Origin of the sequence: Viridibacillus sp. NPDC093762, assembly GCF_050279675.1 — a bacterium.
GTDB lineage: Bacteria > Bacillota > Bacilli > Bacillales_A > Planococcaceae > Viridibacillus.
Genome location: NZ_JBNNUK010000012.1, coordinates 46,616 through 67,967 on the forward strand (window position 1 = coordinate 46,616; position 21,352 = coordinate 67,967).

Annotated in this window: 16 protein-coding genes; 6 read left to right on the top strand and 10 right to left on the bottom strand. The window is 34.6% G+C overall.

Annotated features, from left to right (window positions below; translation table 11 throughout):
- Nucleotides 1-468: 468 nt before the first annotated feature.
- From ACQKM9_RS14840 to ACQKM9_RS14850, 3 genes are all read right to left on the bottom strand, one after another.
- Nucleotides 469-1,143 carry a TerC family protein gene (locus tag ACQKM9_RS14840; RefSeq protein WP_427735119.1) on the bottom strand — a complete coding sequence of 225 codons (675 nt, stop codon included), beginning with the start codon at nt 1,141-1,143 and terminating at the stop codon, nt 469-471.
- Nucleotides 1,144-1,338: 195 nt separating this feature from the next.
- Nucleotides 1,339-2,160, bottom strand: a complete 822-nt coding sequence (locus ACQKM9_RS14845; protein ID WP_427735120.1) for a sulfurtransferase — start codon at nt 2,158-2,160, stop codon at nt 1,339-1,341.
- Nucleotides 2,160-5,780 carry a dynamin family protein gene (locus ACQKM9_RS14850; protein ID WP_427735121.1) on the bottom strand — a complete coding sequence of 1,207 codons (3,621 nt, stop codon included), beginning with the start codon at nt 5,778-5,780 and terminating at the stop codon, nt 2,160-2,162. The genes ACQKM9_RS14845 and ACQKM9_RS14850 overlap by 1 nt, the downstream gene beginning before the upstream one ends.
- A 356-nt stretch (nt 5,781-6,136) precedes the next feature.
- Here ACQKM9_RS14850 and ACQKM9_RS14855 point away from each other — a divergent pair, with 356 nt between their 5' ends.
- The 4 genes from ACQKM9_RS14855 to ACQKM9_RS14870 all read left to right on the top strand — a co-directional run bounded on the left by ACQKM9_RS14855 (nt 6,137) and on the right by ACQKM9_RS14870 (nt 9,168).
- Complete coding sequence (locus ACQKM9_RS14855) at nt 6,137-6,595, top strand: chemotaxis protein CheX (protein ID WP_427735122.1); 459 nt, start codon at nt 6,137-6,139, stop codon at nt 6,593-6,595.
- 226 nt (nt 6,596-6,821) lie between these two features.
- On the top strand, nt 6,822-6,944 hold the full coding sequence (locus ACQKM9_RS14860) for a hypothetical protein (protein ID WP_427735123.1): 123 nt from the start codon (nt 6,822-6,824) through the stop codon (nt 6,942-6,944).
- 23 nt (nt 6,945-6,967) lie between these two features.
- Nucleotides 6,968-7,450, top strand: coding sequence for a cytochrome B5 (locus ACQKM9_RS14865; RefSeq protein WP_427735124.1), 483 nt, complete (start codon nt 6,968-6,970; stop codon nt 7,448-7,450).
- 83 nt (nt 7,451-7,533) lie between these two features.
- Nucleotides 7,534-9,168, top strand: coding sequence for a b(o/a)3-type cytochrome-c oxidase subunit 1 (locus tag ACQKM9_RS14870; RefSeq protein ID WP_427735197.1), 1,635 nt, complete (start codon nt 7,534-7,536; stop codon nt 9,166-9,168).
- 228 nt (nt 9,169-9,396) lie between these two features.
- Here ACQKM9_RS14870 and ACQKM9_RS14875 read toward each other — a convergent pair whose 3' ends face one another.
- The 3 genes from ACQKM9_RS14875 to ACQKM9_RS14885 all read right to left on the bottom strand — a co-directional run bounded on the left by ACQKM9_RS14875 (nt 9,397) and on the right by ACQKM9_RS14885 (nt 14,420).
- Nucleotides 9,397-10,551 (bottom strand): PP2C family protein-serine/threonine phosphatase, encoded by a 1,155-nt coding sequence (locus ACQKM9_RS14875; protein ID WP_427735125.1) that lies wholly within the window; start codon nt 10,549-10,551, stop codon nt 9,397-9,399.
- Between the two features lie 207 nt (nt 10,552-10,758).
- The gene (locus ACQKM9_RS14880) at nt 10,759-11,598 is read right to left on the bottom strand and encodes a CheR family methyltransferase (RefSeq protein ID WP_427735199.1); all 840 of its coding nucleotides are present in this window, start codon (nt 11,596-11,598) and stop codon (nt 10,759-10,761) included.
- A 23-nt stretch (nt 11,599-11,621) separates the two neighbouring features.
- Nucleotides 11,622-14,420, bottom strand: a complete 2,799-nt coding sequence (locus ACQKM9_RS14885) for a response regulator (RefSeq protein ID WP_427735126.1) — start codon at nt 14,418-14,420, stop codon at nt 11,622-11,624.
- 388 nt (nt 14,421-14,808) lie between these two features.
- Between ACQKM9_RS14885 and ACQKM9_RS14890 the strand changes: the two genes are divergently transcribed.
- The gene (locus ACQKM9_RS14890) at nt 14,809-15,399 is read left to right on the top strand and encodes a peroxidase-related enzyme (RefSeq protein WP_427735127.1); all 591 of its coding nucleotides are present in this window, start codon (nt 14,809-14,811) and stop codon (nt 15,397-15,399) included.
- 78 nt (nt 15,400-15,477) lie between these two features.
- Here the strand turns inward: ACQKM9_RS14890 and ACQKM9_RS14895 are convergent, their stop codons facing one another.
- The gene (locus ACQKM9_RS14895; RefSeq protein WP_427735128.1) at nt 15,478-16,977 is read right to left on the bottom strand and encodes a carboxypeptidase M32; all 1,500 of its coding nucleotides are present in this window, start codon (nt 16,975-16,977) and stop codon (nt 15,478-15,480) included.
- Between the two features lie 69 nt (nt 16,978-17,046).
- Here ACQKM9_RS14895 and ACQKM9_RS14900 point away from each other — a divergent pair, with 69 nt between their 5' ends.
- A complete protein-coding gene (locus tag ACQKM9_RS14900) occupies nt 17,047-17,181 on the top strand; it encodes a hypothetical protein (RefSeq protein WP_427735129.1) in 135 nt (44 codons plus the stop codon).
- Between the two features lie 94 nt (nt 17,182-17,275).
- On the opposite strand, the gene ACQKM9_RS14905 is transcribed toward ACQKM9_RS14900, so the two are convergent.
- From ACQKM9_RS14905 to ACQKM9_RS14915, 3 genes are all read right to left on the bottom strand, one after another.
- On the bottom strand, nt 17,276-19,174 hold the full coding sequence (locus ACQKM9_RS14905; RefSeq protein ID WP_427735130.1) for an ATP-dependent DNA helicase: 1,899 nt from the start codon (nt 19,172-19,174) through the stop codon (nt 17,276-17,278).
- 649 nt (nt 19,175-19,823) lie between these two features.
- Nucleotides 19,824-20,024 carry a hypothetical protein gene (locus ACQKM9_RS14910; protein ID WP_427735131.1) on the bottom strand — a complete coding sequence of 67 codons (201 nt, stop codon included), beginning with the start codon at nt 20,022-20,024 and terminating at the stop codon, nt 19,824-19,826.
- Between the two features lie 191 nt (nt 20,025-20,215).
- A complete protein-coding gene (locus ACQKM9_RS14915) occupies nt 20,216-21,352 on the bottom strand; it encodes a THUMP domain-containing class I SAM-dependent RNA methyltransferase (RefSeq protein WP_427735132.1) in 1,137 nt (378 codons plus the stop codon).

Below are 21,352 nucleotides of genomic sequence, written 5' to 3' on the forward strand. Positions count from 1 at the left end.
CCTAAATGCCATTTCAAAAATACTATGAAACTTTAGATAATCTATTCAACATAAACCTTTGGGCGTTACAAAAGACACTTTCAAAACCACATTCTCAAAAAGTATTATTATAAAGCGTTAAATCCAGTACACATGTACAAATTGCAAGACTACATTATGATTTTGAAATTGCATTAAATTATTTGTGTAATCGAAGAAAAGTTATTAAATAAAAACTAAGAGATCGTTTCAAAGTGCCTTCCTTTTTTCTACGGAATGCTTTACAAGCCATGTCAGATGAATAAGAATAACTTATAATGAGTTTCTCGTCTATTCTTGCTTATAAATGAGCATTTTTGTGAACTTGAGAGAATTAGGGGGAGCTAGATTAATATTTTCTGAGGATTTTTCTACAAATAAAAACGCGACTTAATAATAAAAATTAAAAAGTCACGTCTATTGCCTATGTAATTATTTTATTATACAGGCTTATCTAGAAATATATTTTGTTTGTCGATTTTTTATCCAAACACCCAATACCACCAATAGAATCATACTAGCAGCCGGAATGACATAAGCCATCTGAGGGAATGTTTGTTCAACAAATTGCTCTCCGTACTTGTCTGCTACAATCATATGCCCCGCTGTATAAGCAATCATTAAAGCACCTACCCAAATAAGAATCGGGAATTTTTCCATTAATTTAATGATTAACTGACTACCAAATACAATGAGTGGAATACTTACAGCAAGTCCAAGGATAACTAAACCCATATGTCCATCTGCAACACCAGCTACTGCTAATACATTATCTAAACTCATAACGAAGTCTGCGATGATAATCGTACGGATAGCTGCAAATATTGAGCTACCACTTTTCAAATTAGGATCTTCGCCTTCAGATTTTAATAAATCCAGTGCAATATAGAATAATAATAAACCACCAACTAATTTAACTAAAGGAATTTGTAATAACCATACAGCAGCGAATGTAAGTACTACACGTAAAATAATGGCACCTGCAGTACCAATGAATATGGCTTTTTTCCGTTGTTTTTTTGGTAAGTTACGACATGCTAATGCAATGACGACTGCGTTATCACCACTTAAGACAATGTCTAGTAAAATAATGGATAAGATTTTTGATATGAAAACTGCATCCATTTTTTCTCCTTCTTTCTAGTTTGATATCGTTTACTATTCTACTCTTATTTAAATAAATGGAAAGTAAAAAACGTAGGACAGACTCTAGCATATGTGAAAGTGAAGTTAATTATGTAATGAATGAGCAAAAAGCGAGCAAAATCATGACAATCATGACTTTGCTCGCTTTTTATTTTGCTTATATAATCGAATCATTTATTTCTTTGAAATTCCTTTTTCAGGTGCATATTCTGTAATCCAATCACTATAACTACCTGTGTACAATTGTACGTTTGAATACCCGTCTTCTTTTAAAATGGCGAATAATGGTGACGCCGTTACACCACTACCACAATAAACGACTATTTGTTCATCTTGCTGTACAACATCATGCAGTTTCTGATTCGTTGTTAATACTCCATCTGCTTTTAATTGCTCCCAATCAAAATTACGTGCTCCTGGAATATGACCTGCTATTTTATCCAATGGCTCTATTTCCCCTAAATATCTCGCTTCAGCACGTGCATCTAGTAGTACTTTTTTTACTTTCCCATCAACTATCTCTTTGACACCTATTCGATTAACATAAAGGTCGTCTTGCCATCTTGGTTTAAGAGTAGTAGTTGACACTGCTTCTTCACCTGATTGAACAGCAATACCCGCTTCTTTTATGGCAATGTAGCCTTCTTTTACTATTTTGGCATTTTTAAAACCACCATATTGAAGCATCCACCATGCACGTGTGGCAAAGGGTGAAGCTCCTTGGTCATAGACTGCAATTGTTTTGTCCGTATCATATTGTAAACCGCTTCTTTCAAACAGCGACAGTAATTGTCCTTTGTCGGGCATTGGATGACGTCCCTCATCTTTTGTCATATCTGAAAGGTCTTTTTCTAAATCCCAGTATACTGCGCCTTTAACGTGTTCTTGATTATAAAGGTTTCGTCCTTCTTCTGTATTTTGCAGGTTATAACGCGCATCAATCCAGATAGTATTATTCACGTCTAAATCTTTGATCGAAATAAATACGTTCCCCATCACTTCACAACTCCTTCAAATAAAGATGTGTAGATTTTTTTCCATTCCGCAAGTTTGCTTTCTTCTTGTAAAAGCTCCCGTTCTGTTGCAATTTGCTCTGTTGCTTGAGCACTTAAATGATGACGTAAACTTTCTGCTTCAGTAGTAATAAGTGATTCAGACCAATTATTTAAACGTTTTGCTTCCGTGTTCAAATATTGTTGTGCGTCGGGTTTTGTCAATTGTTCTAATGCTTCTCTTAATTTCAAGCGATCGCCTTTTTCAAAGAATGCTTTATTATTTTTAAAATGAGATTTAACAGATTCATACGGTGCAGTTTGTTCAAACGGCCCTACAAATTCTAGTATTGCTGGCTCTTCTGTTTCAAATGGCATAAATGAGAAGCTATCATTCACATCTTTTAATTTCCTTACATCTTCAATGTAACGCTCAGTCATCTTTTTATGGATAAACTTCGCAATACGGAAGTTTGTAACACGCATTTCTTGTTCTAGATCAAAGCTTAAGCTTTGCAATAATTCTTTTAATGCTATTTGTAGTGCCGTTGTTGATGATTTACCTGCGAATGTTGCTGGATTATACGCTTCATTATAAAAATCTGCAAAACGATAATAAACTCGCTGTATTACATAATACATTAGCTCTGATAATTCTTGCTCAACATCTTTTTTTATAACGGCTGCACCTGATTTTTCAAAACGAGTATGAATAAATTGCTCAAGTTTCGTCAGTTCCACAAGGCGTTCGTCTTTACGTTGCATATTGTCTTCAGTTTGCTTAATCAGTGAAGCGAGACGGTTTTGTGTTTTCTCCGTTTCTTCTACTAAAGCTTGAACTGCTAAAGAGCTCAACTCTTCAGATAGGAAATGATGGAATGCATCTTCAAATGGTTGCAATCCTGATTCGAAATCATTTTCTTCTACTTTTTCTTTTAATGCAAGTAAACTAGACACACCAAATAATCGAGGTTTTCGAATACCGAAGCGTTGCAACTCTTGCTGTACATAAGTTTTTACTTCTACCTCTTCTTCCTTGTTTGATGCAAGATCAATAGCGTTTACGATGAAGAACATCTTATCAAGCTCAAAAGCATCTTTTACACGACCTAATTGAATCAAGAATTCACGATCTGCTCGAGCGAATGCATGATTATAATACGTAATAAACAGAATGGCATCAGCATTTCTAATATAATCAAATGCAACCCCTGTATGACGAGCGTTAATAGAGTCAGCCCCCGGGGTATCTACTAATGTGACACCCATTCTTGTTAATTCACAATCAAAATAGAAATCGATGGAATCAACAAAACAGCTACGTTTTTCTTCTGCGACAAATTTTTCAAAATCCTCTCGATTTGTACGTAAAGTCGTTCCTAACTGTTCTTTAAACTCTTCATATCCTTGTGCGAAGGCACGAATGAAAGACTTATGGACATGTAATCTCTCATCTTCTAATTCCATTTGCAATCCTTCAGTAACTTTATTGAATGCTTCTTCTAAAGATGTCACATGAATACCAATCGCCTCGTAAGACGAGATAATGTCAGCTTGTAATTGGTCAGTTGTTTTTAATCGAACATCTGCCGTTTCATGAGGATGCTCTGGTGAGACAGGTCGAATTTTGTTAATTGCTGCTGTCGTTGGATTTGGTGAAACAGGTAAAACTTGTTGACCCATTAGCGCATTAGAAAATGATGATTTACCAGCACTAAAGGCTCCAAATAACGCAATTGTAAAATCCTTTTTCTGAAGACGTTCTACTTTATTTTTGAGATAAGTTGATACCTCTTTAAATCCTTGTACATTCGCCACAGCATTAGCTGTATATAATGCTTGCTTGACTGCAATAGCAGTTTGGATAGTCTCCACATTAGCAGCATCTTCAGTAGTTTTTTCTTCTATAAGAATATCTTCCTCTGGTTGTAACATCGTAGGGTCGAATATTCGTATTTGCGCAAAAGCTTCTGAATGCTCTTTTGTCCACATTGCAACACAATTATCTGCATCCTTATTTAATACTGTTGTAGCAGCCGCTGCTTTTTTCTCATAAAACTGCTCATGCTCTTCAACATCCTCGATTTCTTTAATAACTGTTACTTTTTCAGAAAGTACCTCTAGTTTTTTCTTCAACGGTTCAACAGAGCCAAAAGATAATTGCTCTACAAAAGTTGCCTTGTCATCTTTCCATTCATCAGTTGTTCTAATAAACCAACGCTTTGTTGCTTCTGAAACACGGTTTGCAAAATTCAACAAACCGTCACCAGTTGCTAAAGCATCTTTTTTCACTTGATCTTGAATTGTTTCAAAAGGTACGTTGAATTCAATTGTATCAATTTCAAGAGATACATCATCAGTTAGTGTGCCAACATCCTTCAATGAATTTTTCATCAATGACAGCATATGACCTGAGATTTGTGATGTAATAATCGACTGATAAAGTTTATAAAGCTCTTCTTTACGTAATTCTCTTTCAGCAGCAGTTTTCTTTGCGGAGAAGAACATCCCTACCTTAAAGTCTTCTTGCATACTTTCTAAGTAGAGTTTTAGCTTGTCACGTAGCTCATAAGGCATAATACCAGCATTATTAAGTAATTCTTCACGTTGTTGTTCAAAGGATTTTTTCCATTTCTCAACAGAGTAAAGTTCTAATTGACGCTGGATATTGGTGTATTGATCTTTTAACTCTTGGCGATTTTCCCAATCTGAAAAAGGCAGAATTTCTTCATTTGTATCGAAGATTTCTTGTTTAGTGGCTTGTAAATATTCTTCATGCTCTTTATTCAATTGTTGTAAAGTCTTTTTAGCTGTCTCAACTAACTGTTCTTGCCAACCATCCATACTACTCATAACAATTTCTTTGACTGTTTGGAAATCATTATGTGGATGCTCAAGTTCACGTAGAGAAGTAAAGAAGATGCCTTTTGGAACAACTCCCCAATTTGCAAAAGAAGAATGAACGGACTGCTCAAATTCTGTAAAATCAAGTTCATTTTCTTTGTGTTTATCAATTTGATTGACGATTAGATAAACATTTGGATTGAATTTCATTAATTGTTTTGTAAATTGAAAATTTAATTCAGATTGAACATGGTTATAGTCCATAACGTAAAACACGATATCTGCTAAATGAAGTGCTGATTCAGTTGACATGCGATGAGCATCATCCGTCGAGTCTACTCCTGGAGTATCCATAACTGTTACGCCATCAGGTAGCACCGATTTTGAATGGCCGATTTCAATTTGCGATACGAGCGCACCATTTTTAGCGAAGGCTTTGACTGTTTTAATATCATAATCTCCAGTGAATTTCACTGGGTCTTGTCCTGTTAAATAAGCAATTGCGTAATCGTTTTCAGATTTATGTACTTTAACAACGTTTGCACTCGTTGGTATTGGACTAGATGGTAATAGCTGATCGCCTGTTAATGCGTTAATCATGCTCGATTTCCCTGCAGAGAAATGACCAGCAAAGCCAATCATATATTCTTTATTTAATAGTTTATTGGCAAAAAGCGTCGTTTTTTGCAGACGTTCCTCATCTGCGTTATTTTTGTAAATTAAATATTGCATTGCTGTTTGCTTTAATAATTGTTGAAGTTGTTGTTCGAATACTGTCATGAAAGGCTTTAACTCCTTTTATATGTAATAAACTCATTCTAACATGTAGAAGGAAAACGACAAACAAAAAAATCCTCCCAATTCCTGGAGGATTTTGTCGTTATTTTAAATGTGCGGTTGTTTGAGTGAAAACATATTTACTAACTGCTCCGTAGATTAATAATGTAGCTCCAATAAATGCAAATATCACTTTGACCGCTCCCTTATATTTGTTCGTTAAGTATATGTAATGAATATGAAAATCATTCTCATCTATCTTAATGATAATGAAAATCATCCTCTTCGTCAAGTATTAATTCAATTTTTTAAACTCGCATGTTATTATAGAAATAAAGTCACGTATCGGGAGTGTTTAAATGAGTACTTCTATTCAAATACAAGCCGTCTTGAACGGTACTATAAACGCACTAAAATCAGTTATTCCTTATGAAATTCAAGTATCATCTCCAACTATTACATCAGATCCTTACGAACAAAATGAAATTGGCGTACTAATTGGCATGGTTGGTGATTTAAGAGGGCGAATCATTATTGATTCAACACCTGATACATTTAGTGCAATCGGCGCAGGTATGTATGGCATGACATTAGAAGGTGCCATGTTAGAATCCTTTACGGGTGAATTCGGTAATATGATTGCTGGTAACCTATGTACATTTGCAGCAGAAAAAGAATTGGATTTAGATATTACACCTCCAACTGTTATGGTCGGGCATACGAAATTATACGGTTTCCAACATGCTTTTAAACTACCTGTAACAATTGATAACATTGGTAATCTAATCATCTTATTAACTATAGATACAAATGAATAGTATTTGAGTGTCTTGTTCAGTGAATTGAGCTAGACGCTTTTTTTTTTCCAATATATTAGCATACCCATTTTCCTTTCAAATTTTCTACAATATTTTATGTCTTTTCACACTTCATTCACATTTCACATGCTTTAGTGTGATATTTATCACATCCCACTAAAGTTTATTTTTATATGATGAACACACGGAATTAAGGATTTATTCAATTGATAAGGGAGGGTTCAATATGGCTAACAAAAATCATTCCGACAGCGACTTAAAAGGAACTTTTTACTTAGTTATGGCATTAGGTGCCTTTATAGTTGTAGTTTGGGGTCTTTGTTTTGGACTATTTCTTGATCGCTTTTAAATTGAAAGAAGGTAGGGAAAATTATGCATCTTCATAAATACGAAAAGTATTGGCTTGCATTCGGTGTTGGCTCACTTATAGTATTCTTATTAATTACTGGTATCATGGCCTTTCATAACGGTAGCCACCCACCAAGTGCAAAAAATACGATTAACCACGAAAAAGTGGATGAAATCGCTCCATTCAATAAACCAGGTGTCCATAAAGTGAAAGGAAAAGATTGGGATTACGAAGCCGTTGTAGTTGCTTCAGCATTTTACTATGATCCTCCCACTTTAGAAGTACCTGTAGGTGCTAAGGTTAAATTCATCGCAACTTCAAAGGATGTTGTTCATGGTTTCGAGGTTGCTGGTACAAATATTAATATGATGTTAGAACCTGGATACATTTCAGAATATGTAACAACGGTAGATAAAGTTGGCGAATATTTAATCGTATGTAATGAGTATTGTGGTGTAGGTCATGCTCAAATGCATTCTATGCTTAAGGTGGTGGAACCAGAATGAGTCAAGCATTAGCTAATAAATCTAAAGCAGATGTAAATAAACAAAATATTGTTGGGAAGGTTTCCAATAAAGTTAATGATTTAATGCAAGTAGATCGTAAAGATTCAAAAATAGCAATGGCTCATATTTATGTAGCTATGATTGCTCTTTTATTAGGTGGAACAGCGGGTCTTTTACAAGTACTTGTTCGTTCTGGTGAATTTAAATTGCCTTGGGGCATTGGTTATTACCAAGTTCTAACTGTCCACGGTGTTTTATTGGGCTTAATATTAACGACATTCTTCATTTATGGATTCCAAATTGCTGCTGTTAGTCGTACTTCAGGTGCATTATCAGCAAAACAACGTTTACTTTGCTGGATCGGCTTCTGGACTATGACTGCTGGTACTGCAATGGCATCAGCTATGGTGTTATTAAATGAAGCATCCGTTCTTTATACGTTCTATGCACCGTTGCAAGCACACTGGATATTCTATTTAGGCTTAACTTTTGTAGTTGTTGGTTCTTGGATTGGCGGTCTGGGCCAAGCACTACGATGGATTCAATGGAGAAAAGAAAATAAAGGTCAAACTTCTCCTTTATTATCATTTATGGTCGTTTGTAACAATCTAATGTGGTTCGTAGCAACCATTGGTGTAGCTTCAGAAGTACTATTCCAACTACTTCCATGGTCATTAGGTTTAGTAGAACGTGTTGATATTCTCTTATCGCGCACTCTATTCTGGTCATTTGGTCATGCACTTGTTTACTTCTGGTTATTACCAGCATATATGATTTGGTATGTAGTTGTTCCAAAAGTAATCGGCGGTAAAATTTTCTCTGATGCATTATCTCGTTTGTCATTTATTATGTTCGTATTGTTCTCAGTTCCTGTAGGTCTTCATCACCAATTAACGGAACCTGGTGTTGACGGATCATGGAAATTCTTACAGGTTATTTTAACTATGATGGTTGTTATCCCTTCATTATTAACTGCTTTTTCTCTATTCGCTACATTTGAAATACGTGGTAGAGCTTTAGGCGGTAAAGGCTTATTTGGTTGGCTTAAACAATTACCTTGGGGAGACGCGCGATTCTTTGTACCTTTCCTAGGGATGTTAGTATTCATCCCGGGAGGAGCAGGCGGTATCGTTAATGCTTCTTACCAGATGAACCAGTTAATCCACAATACAATTTGGGTAACAGGTCACTTCCATTTAACAGTTGCTACAACCGTTGTATTAACTTTCTTTGGCGCTTGTTATTGGTTAGTACCTCATTTAACTGGTCGTACATTAACTAAAGAAATGAATAAGTTAGGTATTATTCAAGCAATCGTTTGGGTAGTTGGTATGGGGATCATGTCAAGTGCCATGCACGTTGCTGGTTTACTTGGCGCACCACGACGTTCTGCATTCTCTGATTACGGCGGTGCTGATATTGCTAGTACTTGGGTATCTTATCAAATTGCACAAGCTGTGGGTGGCACTCTTCTATTCATCGGCATTCTGTTATTCCTTTATATTTTTGTGAAACTTTGCTGGTTCGCACCTAAAGGTCAAGAAGAATTCCCGATAGCTGAAGTTGCGCCAAACGCAGAAAAAACTCCAGCAATTTTAGAAAACTTCAAACTTTGGATAGTGATTCTTGTTGCACTAGTATTAATCGCGTACACCTTCCCTATCTTTGATATTATTACAAATGCTCCATTGGGATCTAAGGGATACAAGCTTTGGTAAATATATAAATTCTAAAACCCGCGCTAAAGATAAAAAATACCCCGGTAAAGTGGACACTTATAAGTCCACTTTACCGGGGTTTCTATGTTCTCAACTACAAATAGTTCATGAAAATTGTGCAACCATAAAATCAACTATATACAAATCTAAGTTACCTACCAAAGAAATGACTACCATTTTTTCTTTAAATATTTCCAAGACTACTACCAGTATTATCCTACAACCAATTTAACATAACGGACTACCTGCCTGAATTAAAACAACACACATATCATCAGGTTGGTCCTGTTGTAATGATTGAGGCATTACAATATCAATAGGTTCTATTACTTCGCAATCTACCCAGCGCTCCGAAATGGCTTCTTTTATTGCATCCAACCCGTCAGTCTCTTCATTATCAAGAGATTCCATCACACCATCCGTAAAAATCAGAAGCTGAATTCTCTCATTGTAATGAATAATATCTTTACTTATTTTCATTTCATTAAAAAAACCAACTGGACAAGATCCTTTCGAAAGGGATACCACCTTTTCATCATCAACATAGGCAAAGCCAGGCGGGTGACCTGCGTTAACGTACTCAACTGTTTTTTCCTTCGTGTCAATAATCATATAAATGGCTGTAAAATAGTAATGTACAGGATTTTCTTTTTTATTAAGTATGTTCATCCACCTGTTTAACTCAACAATAATTGATTTTGGATCAGTATTCTTCCGAATGGCATCTCGCAGTACAGAAGAAATATACATACATACAAGAGAAGCTGAGATACCGTGTCCCATCATATCTAAAATAATTACCCCGTATCGATTTTCATCTATTCTTTGCCAATAATACATATCACCTGCAAGTTTGTTTGCAGGAAAATAAGAAGCTTTTATCATTAGTTGTTCATCGATGATAGGCTCACTTAATAAACTGCTTTGTACTTGCATCGATAAATCCAGTTCGTCTCTGAGCTTTTTATCTTGTTCTTTATGCCAATCTTTTTCATACTTCAAACGAAGACCAACTCGAATTCTTGCAAGTAAATCAATTTTATTAATGGGCTTCATTATGTAATCTATTCCACCTACACCGAGTGCCTCTGCTACCTTATTCGAGTCTTCTAATGCCGTCACAAAAATAACGGGGATATCCTTCAAATGAGGAATATTTTGCAGGCGTCTGCAAGCTTCAATACCATCCATTTCCGGCATCATAATATCAAGAAGAATAATATCTACACTGGATTCTTTTGGATATTCTTGATCAGCCCCTAAATAGTCAAGCATTTCATGGGCTGATGAAAGTGAAAGGAAATCATTATACCCTGCGCGTTTTAATATATTTTCAACTAAGAAAAGGTTTACTTGGTTATCATCCACGATTAAAATCGTCATTCTTTTAGCCCCCTTTAGCTTATGAATCCTACTCCACCCATAGGTACTTATAAATTCATGATATATAACTAAATCTTACTTTTGTTTGGGGTAGCTTCCTTTTTTTACTTCTAATCAGTTGTTTTAATTATAATATCCTTTACCTTTTATACGGCTCCTCTAAACATTTTCTAAACAAACAAGGGCCGCATCTGCGACCCTGAGTTGTTATATTTTTTGATAAATATTCTGTTGACTTACTATCTCTTTATATTTTCTGGAGAAAACAGATGATCGTAATGTTTCTTTACTGCCTATACCGATCAAACCATTGTGGCAAAGGCTATCATAGAACAACTGATGAACACTATTTTGTAATTCACCTGTAAAATAAATCATAACGTTCCGACAAATTATTATATGAAATTCATTAAATGAGCCATCTGTTACCAAATTGTGTTGAAAGAATACAATATTTTTTAATAATGCTGCATCTAAGTAGGCATTTTGATAATCAGTTGAATAATACTCTGAAAATTCTTGTTTACCACCTGCAGCCAAATAATTTTTGGTATATGATTGCATCTGATTTAATGGTAAAATGCCTTCTTTAGCTTGTAATAGCACTCGTTCATTTATGTCTGTTGCATATATTTTCGCCCGATCATAAATCCCTTCCTCTTTTAACAATATCGCCATGGAAAAAACTTCTTCACCAGTTGAACAACCTGCATGCCAAATACGTATTGTAGGAATTTCTTTAAGAAGTGGCACAACTTTCAAGCGGAAAGCCTTGAAAAATTCTGGATCTCGAAACATTTCCGTAACATGTATGGAAAAGTCATCTATTAACTTTTCGACAAACCCTTTTTCATATAAAACTTTTTCTACCAACGAGCTAATTTTTTCCATTTTTTCTTGCCTCATACGATTGATAATTCTTCTTTTAATCGAAGAACGCATATACTTTTGAAAATCAAAGCCCGAAACACTATAAATAACTTGAAGTAACAATTCAATTTCAATATTTTCTTTTTCTTCATTAGTTAATAAGTCTTTCACGATAATCCCCTTCTAGCCCGCTCGATTAATTACTTAGCCAACCATACACGAAGAACTGATAATAACTGATCAATTTTTAATGGCTTACTGATGTAATCTGATGCTCCGGCTTTTAAGCATTTTTCCCTATCGCCTTTCATCGCTTTTGCAGTAAGAGCGATAATTGGAAGCTCTTGATATATTTTTTGGCTACGAATATTGCGCATAGTTTCATAACCATCCATAACTGGCATCATTATATCCATTAATACAGCATCTACAGAATTATTTTCTTTAAGAATTTCTAAACATTCGAATCCATTTTCAGCTGAAATAATCTCCATTTCTTGAGATTCTAGAGCATTTCTTAGAGCAAAAATATTTCGGTGGTCATCATCCACAATAAGTACAGTCTTATTTGATAACATATTTATATTCGCTTGTGTTAGTTGCTGTTGTTCCGGATTTATTTGTTCTTGTTCTATTTTTTCTGTAACAACATTTTCATTTGTTGCTACTGCTAACACTGAAGAATCCACCTCTTTATCATAAGGTACGTCAATACCACTAGGTAAGTTTGGTAATAATAAAGTAAAGACACTTCCTTTACCTGCTTCACTATCGACAAAAACCCATCCTCCAAGTAATTTAGCGAATTCTTGACTTATTGATAAGCCTAAGCCAGTCCCACCATATTTTCTCTCTGTTGCTCCATCACCTTGTTGAAATGCTTCAAAAATTATTTTTTGTTTTTCATTAGAAATTCCTATTCCTGTATCTTTTACACTAATATCAACCCACTCATCCGTAATCTCAGTATGTGCCAACTTATTAATATATTCTTTTTCAGCATTTTTAATATGAACTGAAATTGTACCTTCGTGTGTAAATTTAAAGGCATTAGATAATAAGTTTTTCAAAATCTGTTGGAAACGTTGTTGGTCAGTAAAGAAAATATTTGGTACATTTCTATCCTTTTCAACAGCAAAATTCAAACCCTTTTTTAGTGCTACATGATCAAAATTCTGATGTAGCAATTCCGGAACTTCACTCATATTCATTTCATCAAATTGGACTTTTAACTTTCCTACTTCAACTTTTGATAAATCCAATATATCATTGATTAATTTCAATAGGTCTTGTCCTGATGAGTGGATGATTCTAGCAAATTCTTGTTGTTCACCAGCCAATCCATTTTCATCTGGGGTTTCTAACATTTCAGATAAAATTAATATACTATTTAATGGTGTTCTTAACTCATGCGACATATTAGCCATGAATTCTGATTTGTATTTTGAACTTTTTCTTAGTTCTTCAGCATGTTCCTCGAGGTTGATTTTTGCTTCTTCAAGCTCCCGAGATTTTTCTTCAGCATCATGAGTTCTCTCAGATAACTGTTCATTAATCATTCGCAATTCTTCTGCTTGAGATTGTAATTCTTCTGATTGTGCTTGTAACTCTTCAGACTGCGACTGCAACTCTTCTGACTGAGCTTGAAGCTCTTCTGTTTGAGCTTGTGATTCTTTTAATAATCGCTCAATTTCCATTCGCCCTTGTACACTATTGATAGTTATACCAAGTGTCTCCAAAACACGCTGTAAGAAATTTTGCTGTAGGTTAGTGAATGGTTCTAGACTTGCCATTTCCAATATACCTACGACTTCATCTTCAAAAATGACTGGCGTTATCATTATACTTTTAGGATTCACATGACCTAATCCAGTTGTAATGAACTGATAATTATCCGGTATATCAGCGATAATCTGTGATTTCTTTTCTATGGCACATTGTCCAATTAAGCCTTCACCAATTTGAAACTCATTTCTACCTGCCTCAGTGCCTTCACCAGCGTACGAAGCAGTTTTAACAAAACGTGTATCTTCCCCTTGACCCCGGCGGATATAAAATACACCAAAGGATGCGCCGACCATAGGTGCTAGTCTTATAATTAGTCTTTTACCTAGCTCTTCTATGTCCACAATACGTTGATACATCGTTGCAATTTCTGCAAGACCAGTTTGCATCCAATTTTGTTCACTAATTTTTCGGGTGAAATCTTTTTCTTTCCGATTATACGCTTCTAATGATCCGGCCATTTCATTGAATGAGCTGGCAATTTCTCCGATTTCATCTTGCGTTTGAATTGAAATTCTAGGTATAGAAGATAGATTTTTAAAATCTATCTTTTTAATCACTTTTGTAATAGATTGTAGCTCCTTGGACGTGCTTCTAATCATCCAACTTAGTATGGTAGAAATAATTAATATACTAAAAAATATAGCCAATATAGTAAATTTAATCATACCATTGTACGTTTCTTGCGAACTTTTTAAAGTATCATTCATAATACCTTCTTGATATTCTTTAAATTCATCAAGTGTAGATAACACTTCTAATCTCTTAATTCTTTGTTCTTCCATCAATTCATTTAAATCTGCTTTCGAACCGTTTGTCTTAATCAACTGAATGATTTTAGACTCTGTATCGGTATATGATGTATATTGCTTATCTAATTTTTTTAATAGTTGTTGTGACTGTGTCTGATTTGCAATAGTGGACAATTTAATAATATTTTCTGAAATAGCAGTATGATTGTCATTAATCGTTTGCAAACTTGTCTTAATATCCTTATCATCTGTATCGATTGCTACATATAAAATTTCTCTATCTGACCGTGAAAATAACTGTCGGATTTCCATCACAGTTTGCACTTTATAATAGCGGTCCTCTACAATTTCAGTCATATTTGCTTTTAATTTATTTAAGGTAACTACCATTATTGATAATAAAACGATTAAAAAAAGCAAGATTAAACCAAACCCGATAATTTGCCGTTTCTTGAAACTCATACTCTCTTCCCCCTTTTTTTCAAATCAAGGAAGCTGGAAGCTGATGGAAAAATATCTGTCGAATTCTAGCATTTCCCTCAAAATATCTCTATTAATATTTTATCATTTTTTAGTGAATGAAGAGATTAAAAGTCTATTACAATCGTTTCAAAATTTCTCTTCATATATTTTCTAATGTAATTGAATGTTAATGCATATAATACAAAATATCTACTAAGTGGGTTAACTTATATCTATTCCCACAAATACTAGTTGTCAAAAAGTATATTATCCATTTATAGGATTTTCAATAAATTGTTTATGGACTTTAATTTCATCCCGAAAAGTTGTAATGTTATAAATATAAAATAATTTGATTTTTCTAATAAATAAAAGGAGTGTTATTATTATGTCAAAATATACAGAACAACTCTCATATTTACAAAATCCTGATGAAAAGGATATTCCTGTTGAATTACAAATAGAGTTTGACAAACATGTAGATTTTCAACAAGAGCATTGGGGATTTATCAATAATTTATTTAAAATACTTCCATTAAATCCACTACAATATAAAGGTTTTTTAGATTTCAAAAATACTATGTTTGATGAAAACACATGCTATTTGAATAATCTAGATAAGGAAATGATGGGGTTAGTTGTATCCTCTACTAATTGCTGCGCTTATTGTTTAACAACGCACAGTGATGCATTACGTGGTTTAACAGGAGATGCTACTTGGGTTGACCAGCTTACTTATAACTATCGATCTGCAACATTAACAAAGAAACAACGCGCACTATGCGATTATGCATATTATGTTACTACTTATCCTCAAGAGACAACGCAACAACAAGTAGAGCTGTTACGTTTAGCTGGCTTTAACGACCATGAAATTTTGGAAGCTTCATTTATTGCTGGATTCTTTAATTTTACAAATCGTTGGGTGAGTACAATCGGTGCTGTGCCAAATCCAGGGCATTTTAATCATAATAGATAATCAAAAAGCCAAAGTGCTGCTTATTATAAGCGCCCTTTGGCTTTTTTCAAGATTGAATTAATTGTTATTTAGACCATTTTACAAATTATAAATTCGAGTATACTTTTCTTTTAAATAATCAGCTAAATATTTGGCATTTAACCCTTCGCCAGTTGCTCCATTTAATAGTTCAAAAGGTTTCTTAAGTGCTCCATATTGATGTACTCTTTCTGTTAACCATTCACGAATTGGTGTGAGATTACCTTCTGCTAGAAGTTCATCAAAGTTTGGAATATCTCGATCCATCGCATGTTTAAATTGTGCTGCATACATAAAACCAAGTGCATAAGATGGGAAGTATCCGAAACTACCACCAGACCAATGCATATCCTGTAAGATTCCTTCTGCATCATTTTCTGGTGTAATACCTAAATACTCTTTGTATTTTGCATTCCATACTTTTGGTAGGTCCTCTGCTTGTAAGTTTCCATTGAATAATTCTTTTTCAATTTCATATCGAATCATAATATGAAGTGGATATGTTAATTCATCAGCTTCAATTCGAATTAAAGAAGGTTGCGCTACGTTAATTGCACGTAAAAACATTTCTAATGAGACATTTTCAAATTGTTTCGGTGAGTGTTTTTTCAACATCTCAAAATTATGAGTCCAAAATTCTTTATTGCGTCCTACAAAATTTTCGAAAAACAATGACTGAGATTCATGAATACCCATTGAAGTTCCTGTGCTTAGTGGTAAACCATCTAATTCTGGCATTATATTTTGTTCATATAAAGCGTGTCCGCATTCATGCACTGTACCAAGAAGTGCAGATCGGAAATCGTGCTCGTCATATTTTGTAGTTACACGAATATCACCTCGGTTTAAACCGATCATAAACGGATGAACTGTTTCATCTAAACGACCTGCTTCAAAGTCATAATCAAGTTGTTGTAAAATTTCTAAACAAGCTTCCTTTTGCCCTTCTTTTGGAAAGAAATCAAATATGAAGTTCGTATCTGGTTGTTTGTTTGATTCAACAATTTTTTGAACTAATGGGACGATGGTTTCCTTCAATTCCCCAAATACACGGTCCAATATATCCGTTGTCATATCAGGTTCATATTGGTCCAATAATGTGTTGTATGGATTATTGTCCTTGATACCCCAATACGTAACAAACTTTTGTTGCGCTTCAATAATGCCTTTTAAATATGGTAAGAATAGACTAAAATCTGATTTATCTTTTGCTTTTTCCCAAACAGCTTCTGCTTTTGATTGAAGTACAACATATGCTTTGTATTCGTCTGCTGGGATTTTCTTATTTAAATCAAAAGCTTTTTGAGTTTCTTCATATGAACGACGAACAATTTCTGATAGTTCTTCTTTTTTGGTTGAAAGCTCTTGAAGTATTTCAGCTAATTCATCTGATGTTTGCAAACGGAATAGTTCTGACGAAATCGTTCCTACTACTTCTGCTCGTTGCTCTAGCCCCTTTTTTGGCGCTCCAGTACGCATATCCCAATAGATTACTGAAAGAGCTTCTTCATAATTATCAATTTTTTTTATGTAATTTAGAAAGCGTTGTTCTACTGACATTTTATTACCCCCTTATATCCTTCTATTTTATCACGAATTCCGAAGTAAATCAGTTGAAAGATTTTGTTTGTGGCACTATTTGGTATGTTTGTTGCTTTAACTCGACTATTTGTTGCACTAACTGATATGTTTGTTACGTTAATTCAGCTATTTGTTGCACTATCTCAGCTGTTTGTTGCACTATCTCAGCTGATTGTTATTTAGCAGAATATTCACGTCATAATATGGTGGAAAACGCTAGTAATTCTTTTCACATTCAAAAAAGCCAGCTCATTATATTTGAGCTGGCTTCTCCTTATTAAACTTCTGTTGCTTCAACTGCGAAAATAGGTTGTATTTTCTCTTTATGTTTATATTCTTCTTCATTCAATAAAATATGAATGTCTCCGTGGTCTTTTGAAGTACGGATTAATCGACCCATACCTTGCTGTAGTCGTAACAGCATGAATGGTACGTCTACTTCTTCAAATGCATTAGTAGCAAATGAACGCTTTGCATCAAACAATGGATCATTTGGCGGGAAAGGTAAATCGAAAATTATCACACGCGTTAAAGACTCCTCTGGTAAGTCTAAGCCTTCCCATAAATGATATGAGCATAGTACTTTTACTTCGCCAGCTTGGAAATCACGAATAATAGACGATAGTTCACGATCTCCTTCAAAGGCAACATCTGCACGTAAGTCTTCCGCTAATTGCCCTTTAAATTTCTGCATCGCTTGTTTTGATTTAAATAAGATTAATGTTTTTTCGTCATCTTGTAATAACTTCTCAACAGAAGAAATTTTCTCTTCTTGAGCAACCTTGTGCAATTGGATCTTCATAACTTCTTCATATTCAAATGGAGAAGAGACAGAGAATGATTGGAATTTGTTAATCCCTAAACTGTTTGCGATATATGAGAAGTCTTTATTGATTGATAGAGTTGCTGATGAGAATACATAAGGTATTTTTTTCGAGAATAGTTTTTCCTCAAGTACTTCTGTAATAAGTCGTGGCATGATGACAAGTGTCTCTTCACCATCTGTTTCCTCTAACCAGTCTACGGCATCGCCTTGAGCGATAAATATACGCATTGCGGCTTCGTATTGCTCTAAGAACTCCTCAACCATACGTAACTCATAATCAGGAATGACATACATTTCTGATTCGAAAACAAATTCTTCAAGTAAAGATTCCACTGTATCAATTACTTTTTGACCCAGCTTTAGAAGTAATGGAGATTTATTGATACGTTTACGATCTTCATCTGATTCAATGACATCATCACGAAGTTGGTCAAAGAATAATTCATGACCATCTTGTAATTTTTCCATTGTATAAAGCGTTTTTTCTCGCAATCCATCAACCATTAACATATCTAGAAGCTTTACGATTGTATAATCTTGCACTTTGTAAGTCATCGCTTTTTGTGCTGCGTACTCAAGTAAGTGACCTTCATCAAGTACAATCATGGATACTTCAGGTAGTAGTGCTAACTGCCCTTCACGTTCACGTGATTCTTTTGTAGCAATATGCTCCATCAAGAAATCTTGTGAGCATATAATTAAATCCGTCGCTTGACGGTAATCCGCACGGTGTAGTGTCTGACCACAGCGATTGCGAAGATCACAAACCGAGCACTGTTGAATCGAGTTGTAGTTGACCTTCTGCCAATCAGCATCGCTAACATTTGGATAGTCACTACGTTGACCATATAAAGATAATGTTCCCTGGCCAAAGACGCCATCTGGTATCGTTTCTACGATATCATCTATATATTCGCCGTCATGAAACTTTTCAGCCTCTTCAAAGCGTTTTAAACATAAGTATTGATCACGTGACTTTGCTAAACGTACATCAATATTCAAGTCAAGATATTGCCGTAATTTATGAATATCGCCACCATCTTTTACGAGCTGGTCGATTAAAGTTTCGTCTGCACATGCAATCAATGCTGGACGTCCAGTATAACGCGCATAAGAAATAGCTGGTAATAAGTATGCGATGGTTTTCCCTGTACCTACACCTGCTTCAGCAAATAGCACTGATTTTTCGCGTAATACTTTTTCAATTTGATAAGCCATAAAGATTTGCTCATCACGACATTCTAGACCCTTTTCAGGTAATTCATCATAAAGCATATCGCCCATCCAATCACCCAACGAGTCGAAGAATGATTTTTCTTTTGATAGAGCAAATGGTATTGCTTGTCTCATCTTGTTCCCCCTCGTACGTCAACGAAAATAAAATTATATACAACTAAACGGTAATTGAAACCTTTGTTATTATAGCATTATTCTTAACTACCTTGTTAAATGCATGTAAATGATTTAATTTTTTTTCAGTTTATGTGGTCAATTTGTGGTCATATCACAGCTATCGTAGTGTTACCCAGAAAAAAGGAAATTAAACACCCGGAAATTGGTGCACTTTATATAATAGAAGAAACTCTGTTAAAAGTATATGAAATGAGTAAACCAAACAGCCTTTTATTTTCATAATATAAAACATGTGATGATGTTCTTTATTTTCTTAACAAAAAATTATATTGGTTATTGCTAGCAATTATTCTAAAATCTAAAATTGGAGGCTAGTGAATATATGAGGAAATAATGTAGCATTAACATTGCAAAGAAAACGTTTTACCCCCATCTCTTTCCTATGAGATTTAGCATTACCTTAAATTAGTATTATAAGCGGAAAATTAGTAGGAGGAAAAAAGTGAGCAATTCAAGCATTCGAATTTTCGGATTACGTTTTTGTAAAATCATTTAAAAAGACATAAATTCATACTATTAAAAACATCTGGTTAGAGGTGTTTAATAACTTTAGCTAATTCAATCTTAGTCTACAATTATAATAGTCTTATATTACCTCTTTTTTATTATCTACTTGCGAGGTTTTTGATTTTGCATATTGATTAAACTCTGCTAAGAATAAAGTTATTGCGAACATCAACAAAATAAATGGAAACATGAAATATTCCGATTCATAATTGGTACCTCCCAAATAAACAAATAACATAAACGATACACAAAGAGCTATAGTTCCAGATAAAAACTTCATGAATACCCCCTTTACCAAACATTTTACCCCATAATAAACCATAATTTTAAATTAGATTTTCATGGAATATCATTGATTGTTATAAACGAATTGTGTTAATTACTCACATGTACTGATACGAGTTCCAAATCAAACTTAGAATTATATGTTTTCATAAAAAAAGGAATGGGTTATCCCATTCCTTTTAATATCTAGTTTCTCGGTGTACGTTGACCCCAGAATTGATAAAAATCTGTTCTGATGAATCCGTTGAATAATTTTCGTTTTTTTGTCGCTTTTCTACCGTAAAGTGTTTCAAAGTTTTCCATTGATGATAGCATGTAGACTGACCAAGATGGATACTTCGCCATATTGTCGCCCATCTCACGAATCATTTGTTCAACCATTTCTATATCACCAATACGTTCACCATAAGGCGGGTTACCAATCATCACACCATCAGTTGATAATGTAGTAAAGTCATTTACTTGCATTTGTTTCCAAGTAATCAAGTCCGCAAAACCAGCTTCAACAGCATTATTTTTGGCGATTTGAACCATGCGATGGTCAATATCTGAGCCAATGATTTCTAAAGGCTGGTCGTAGTTCGCAATATCTTCTGCTTCCATACGAATATCATCCCAAATTTGTTGTTTCATCCAAGGCCATGCTTCTGAAATGAACTCACGGTTGTAACCAGGAGCCATATTTTGGCCAATCATTGCAGCTTCAAGTGCAATTGTACCTGAACCACAGAAAGGGTCTACGAATGGGCGATTTGGATTCCATTTAGAGATTTGGACAAGCGCTGCTGCTAGCGTTTCTTTTAAAGGTGCTTCACCTTGATCTAGTCTATACCCACGTTTGTGTAGGCCTGCTCCACTAGTATCAATCGTAAGTGTAGCTACATCTTTTAAAATTGAAATTTCAATTTTAAATTTTGGTCCTGTTTCTTCTAAGAAACCTAGACGTTTATAGTGGTATTTCATACGTTCAACGATCGCTTTCTTTGTAATTGCTTGGCAATCAGGTACACTGAATAATTTAGATTTTACGGATTTACCTGTTACAGGAAATTCTGCATCTACTGGTAAGAATTTCTCCCAATTGATCGCTTTTACTCCCTCAAACAATTCATCAAATGTGCGAGCTGGAAACTCACCTGCAATAATTTTCACTCGGTCTGCTACACGTAACCAAAGATTCGTTTTTGCGATTGCTTTCTCGTCACCTTCAAAGTAAACTTTACCGTTTTCTGTTGTTGTTTCAAATCCTAGGTCCTGAAGCTCTTGTGCGACAATTCCTTCTAACCCCATTGCTGCGGTTGCTACTAATCGAAATGTTGTCAT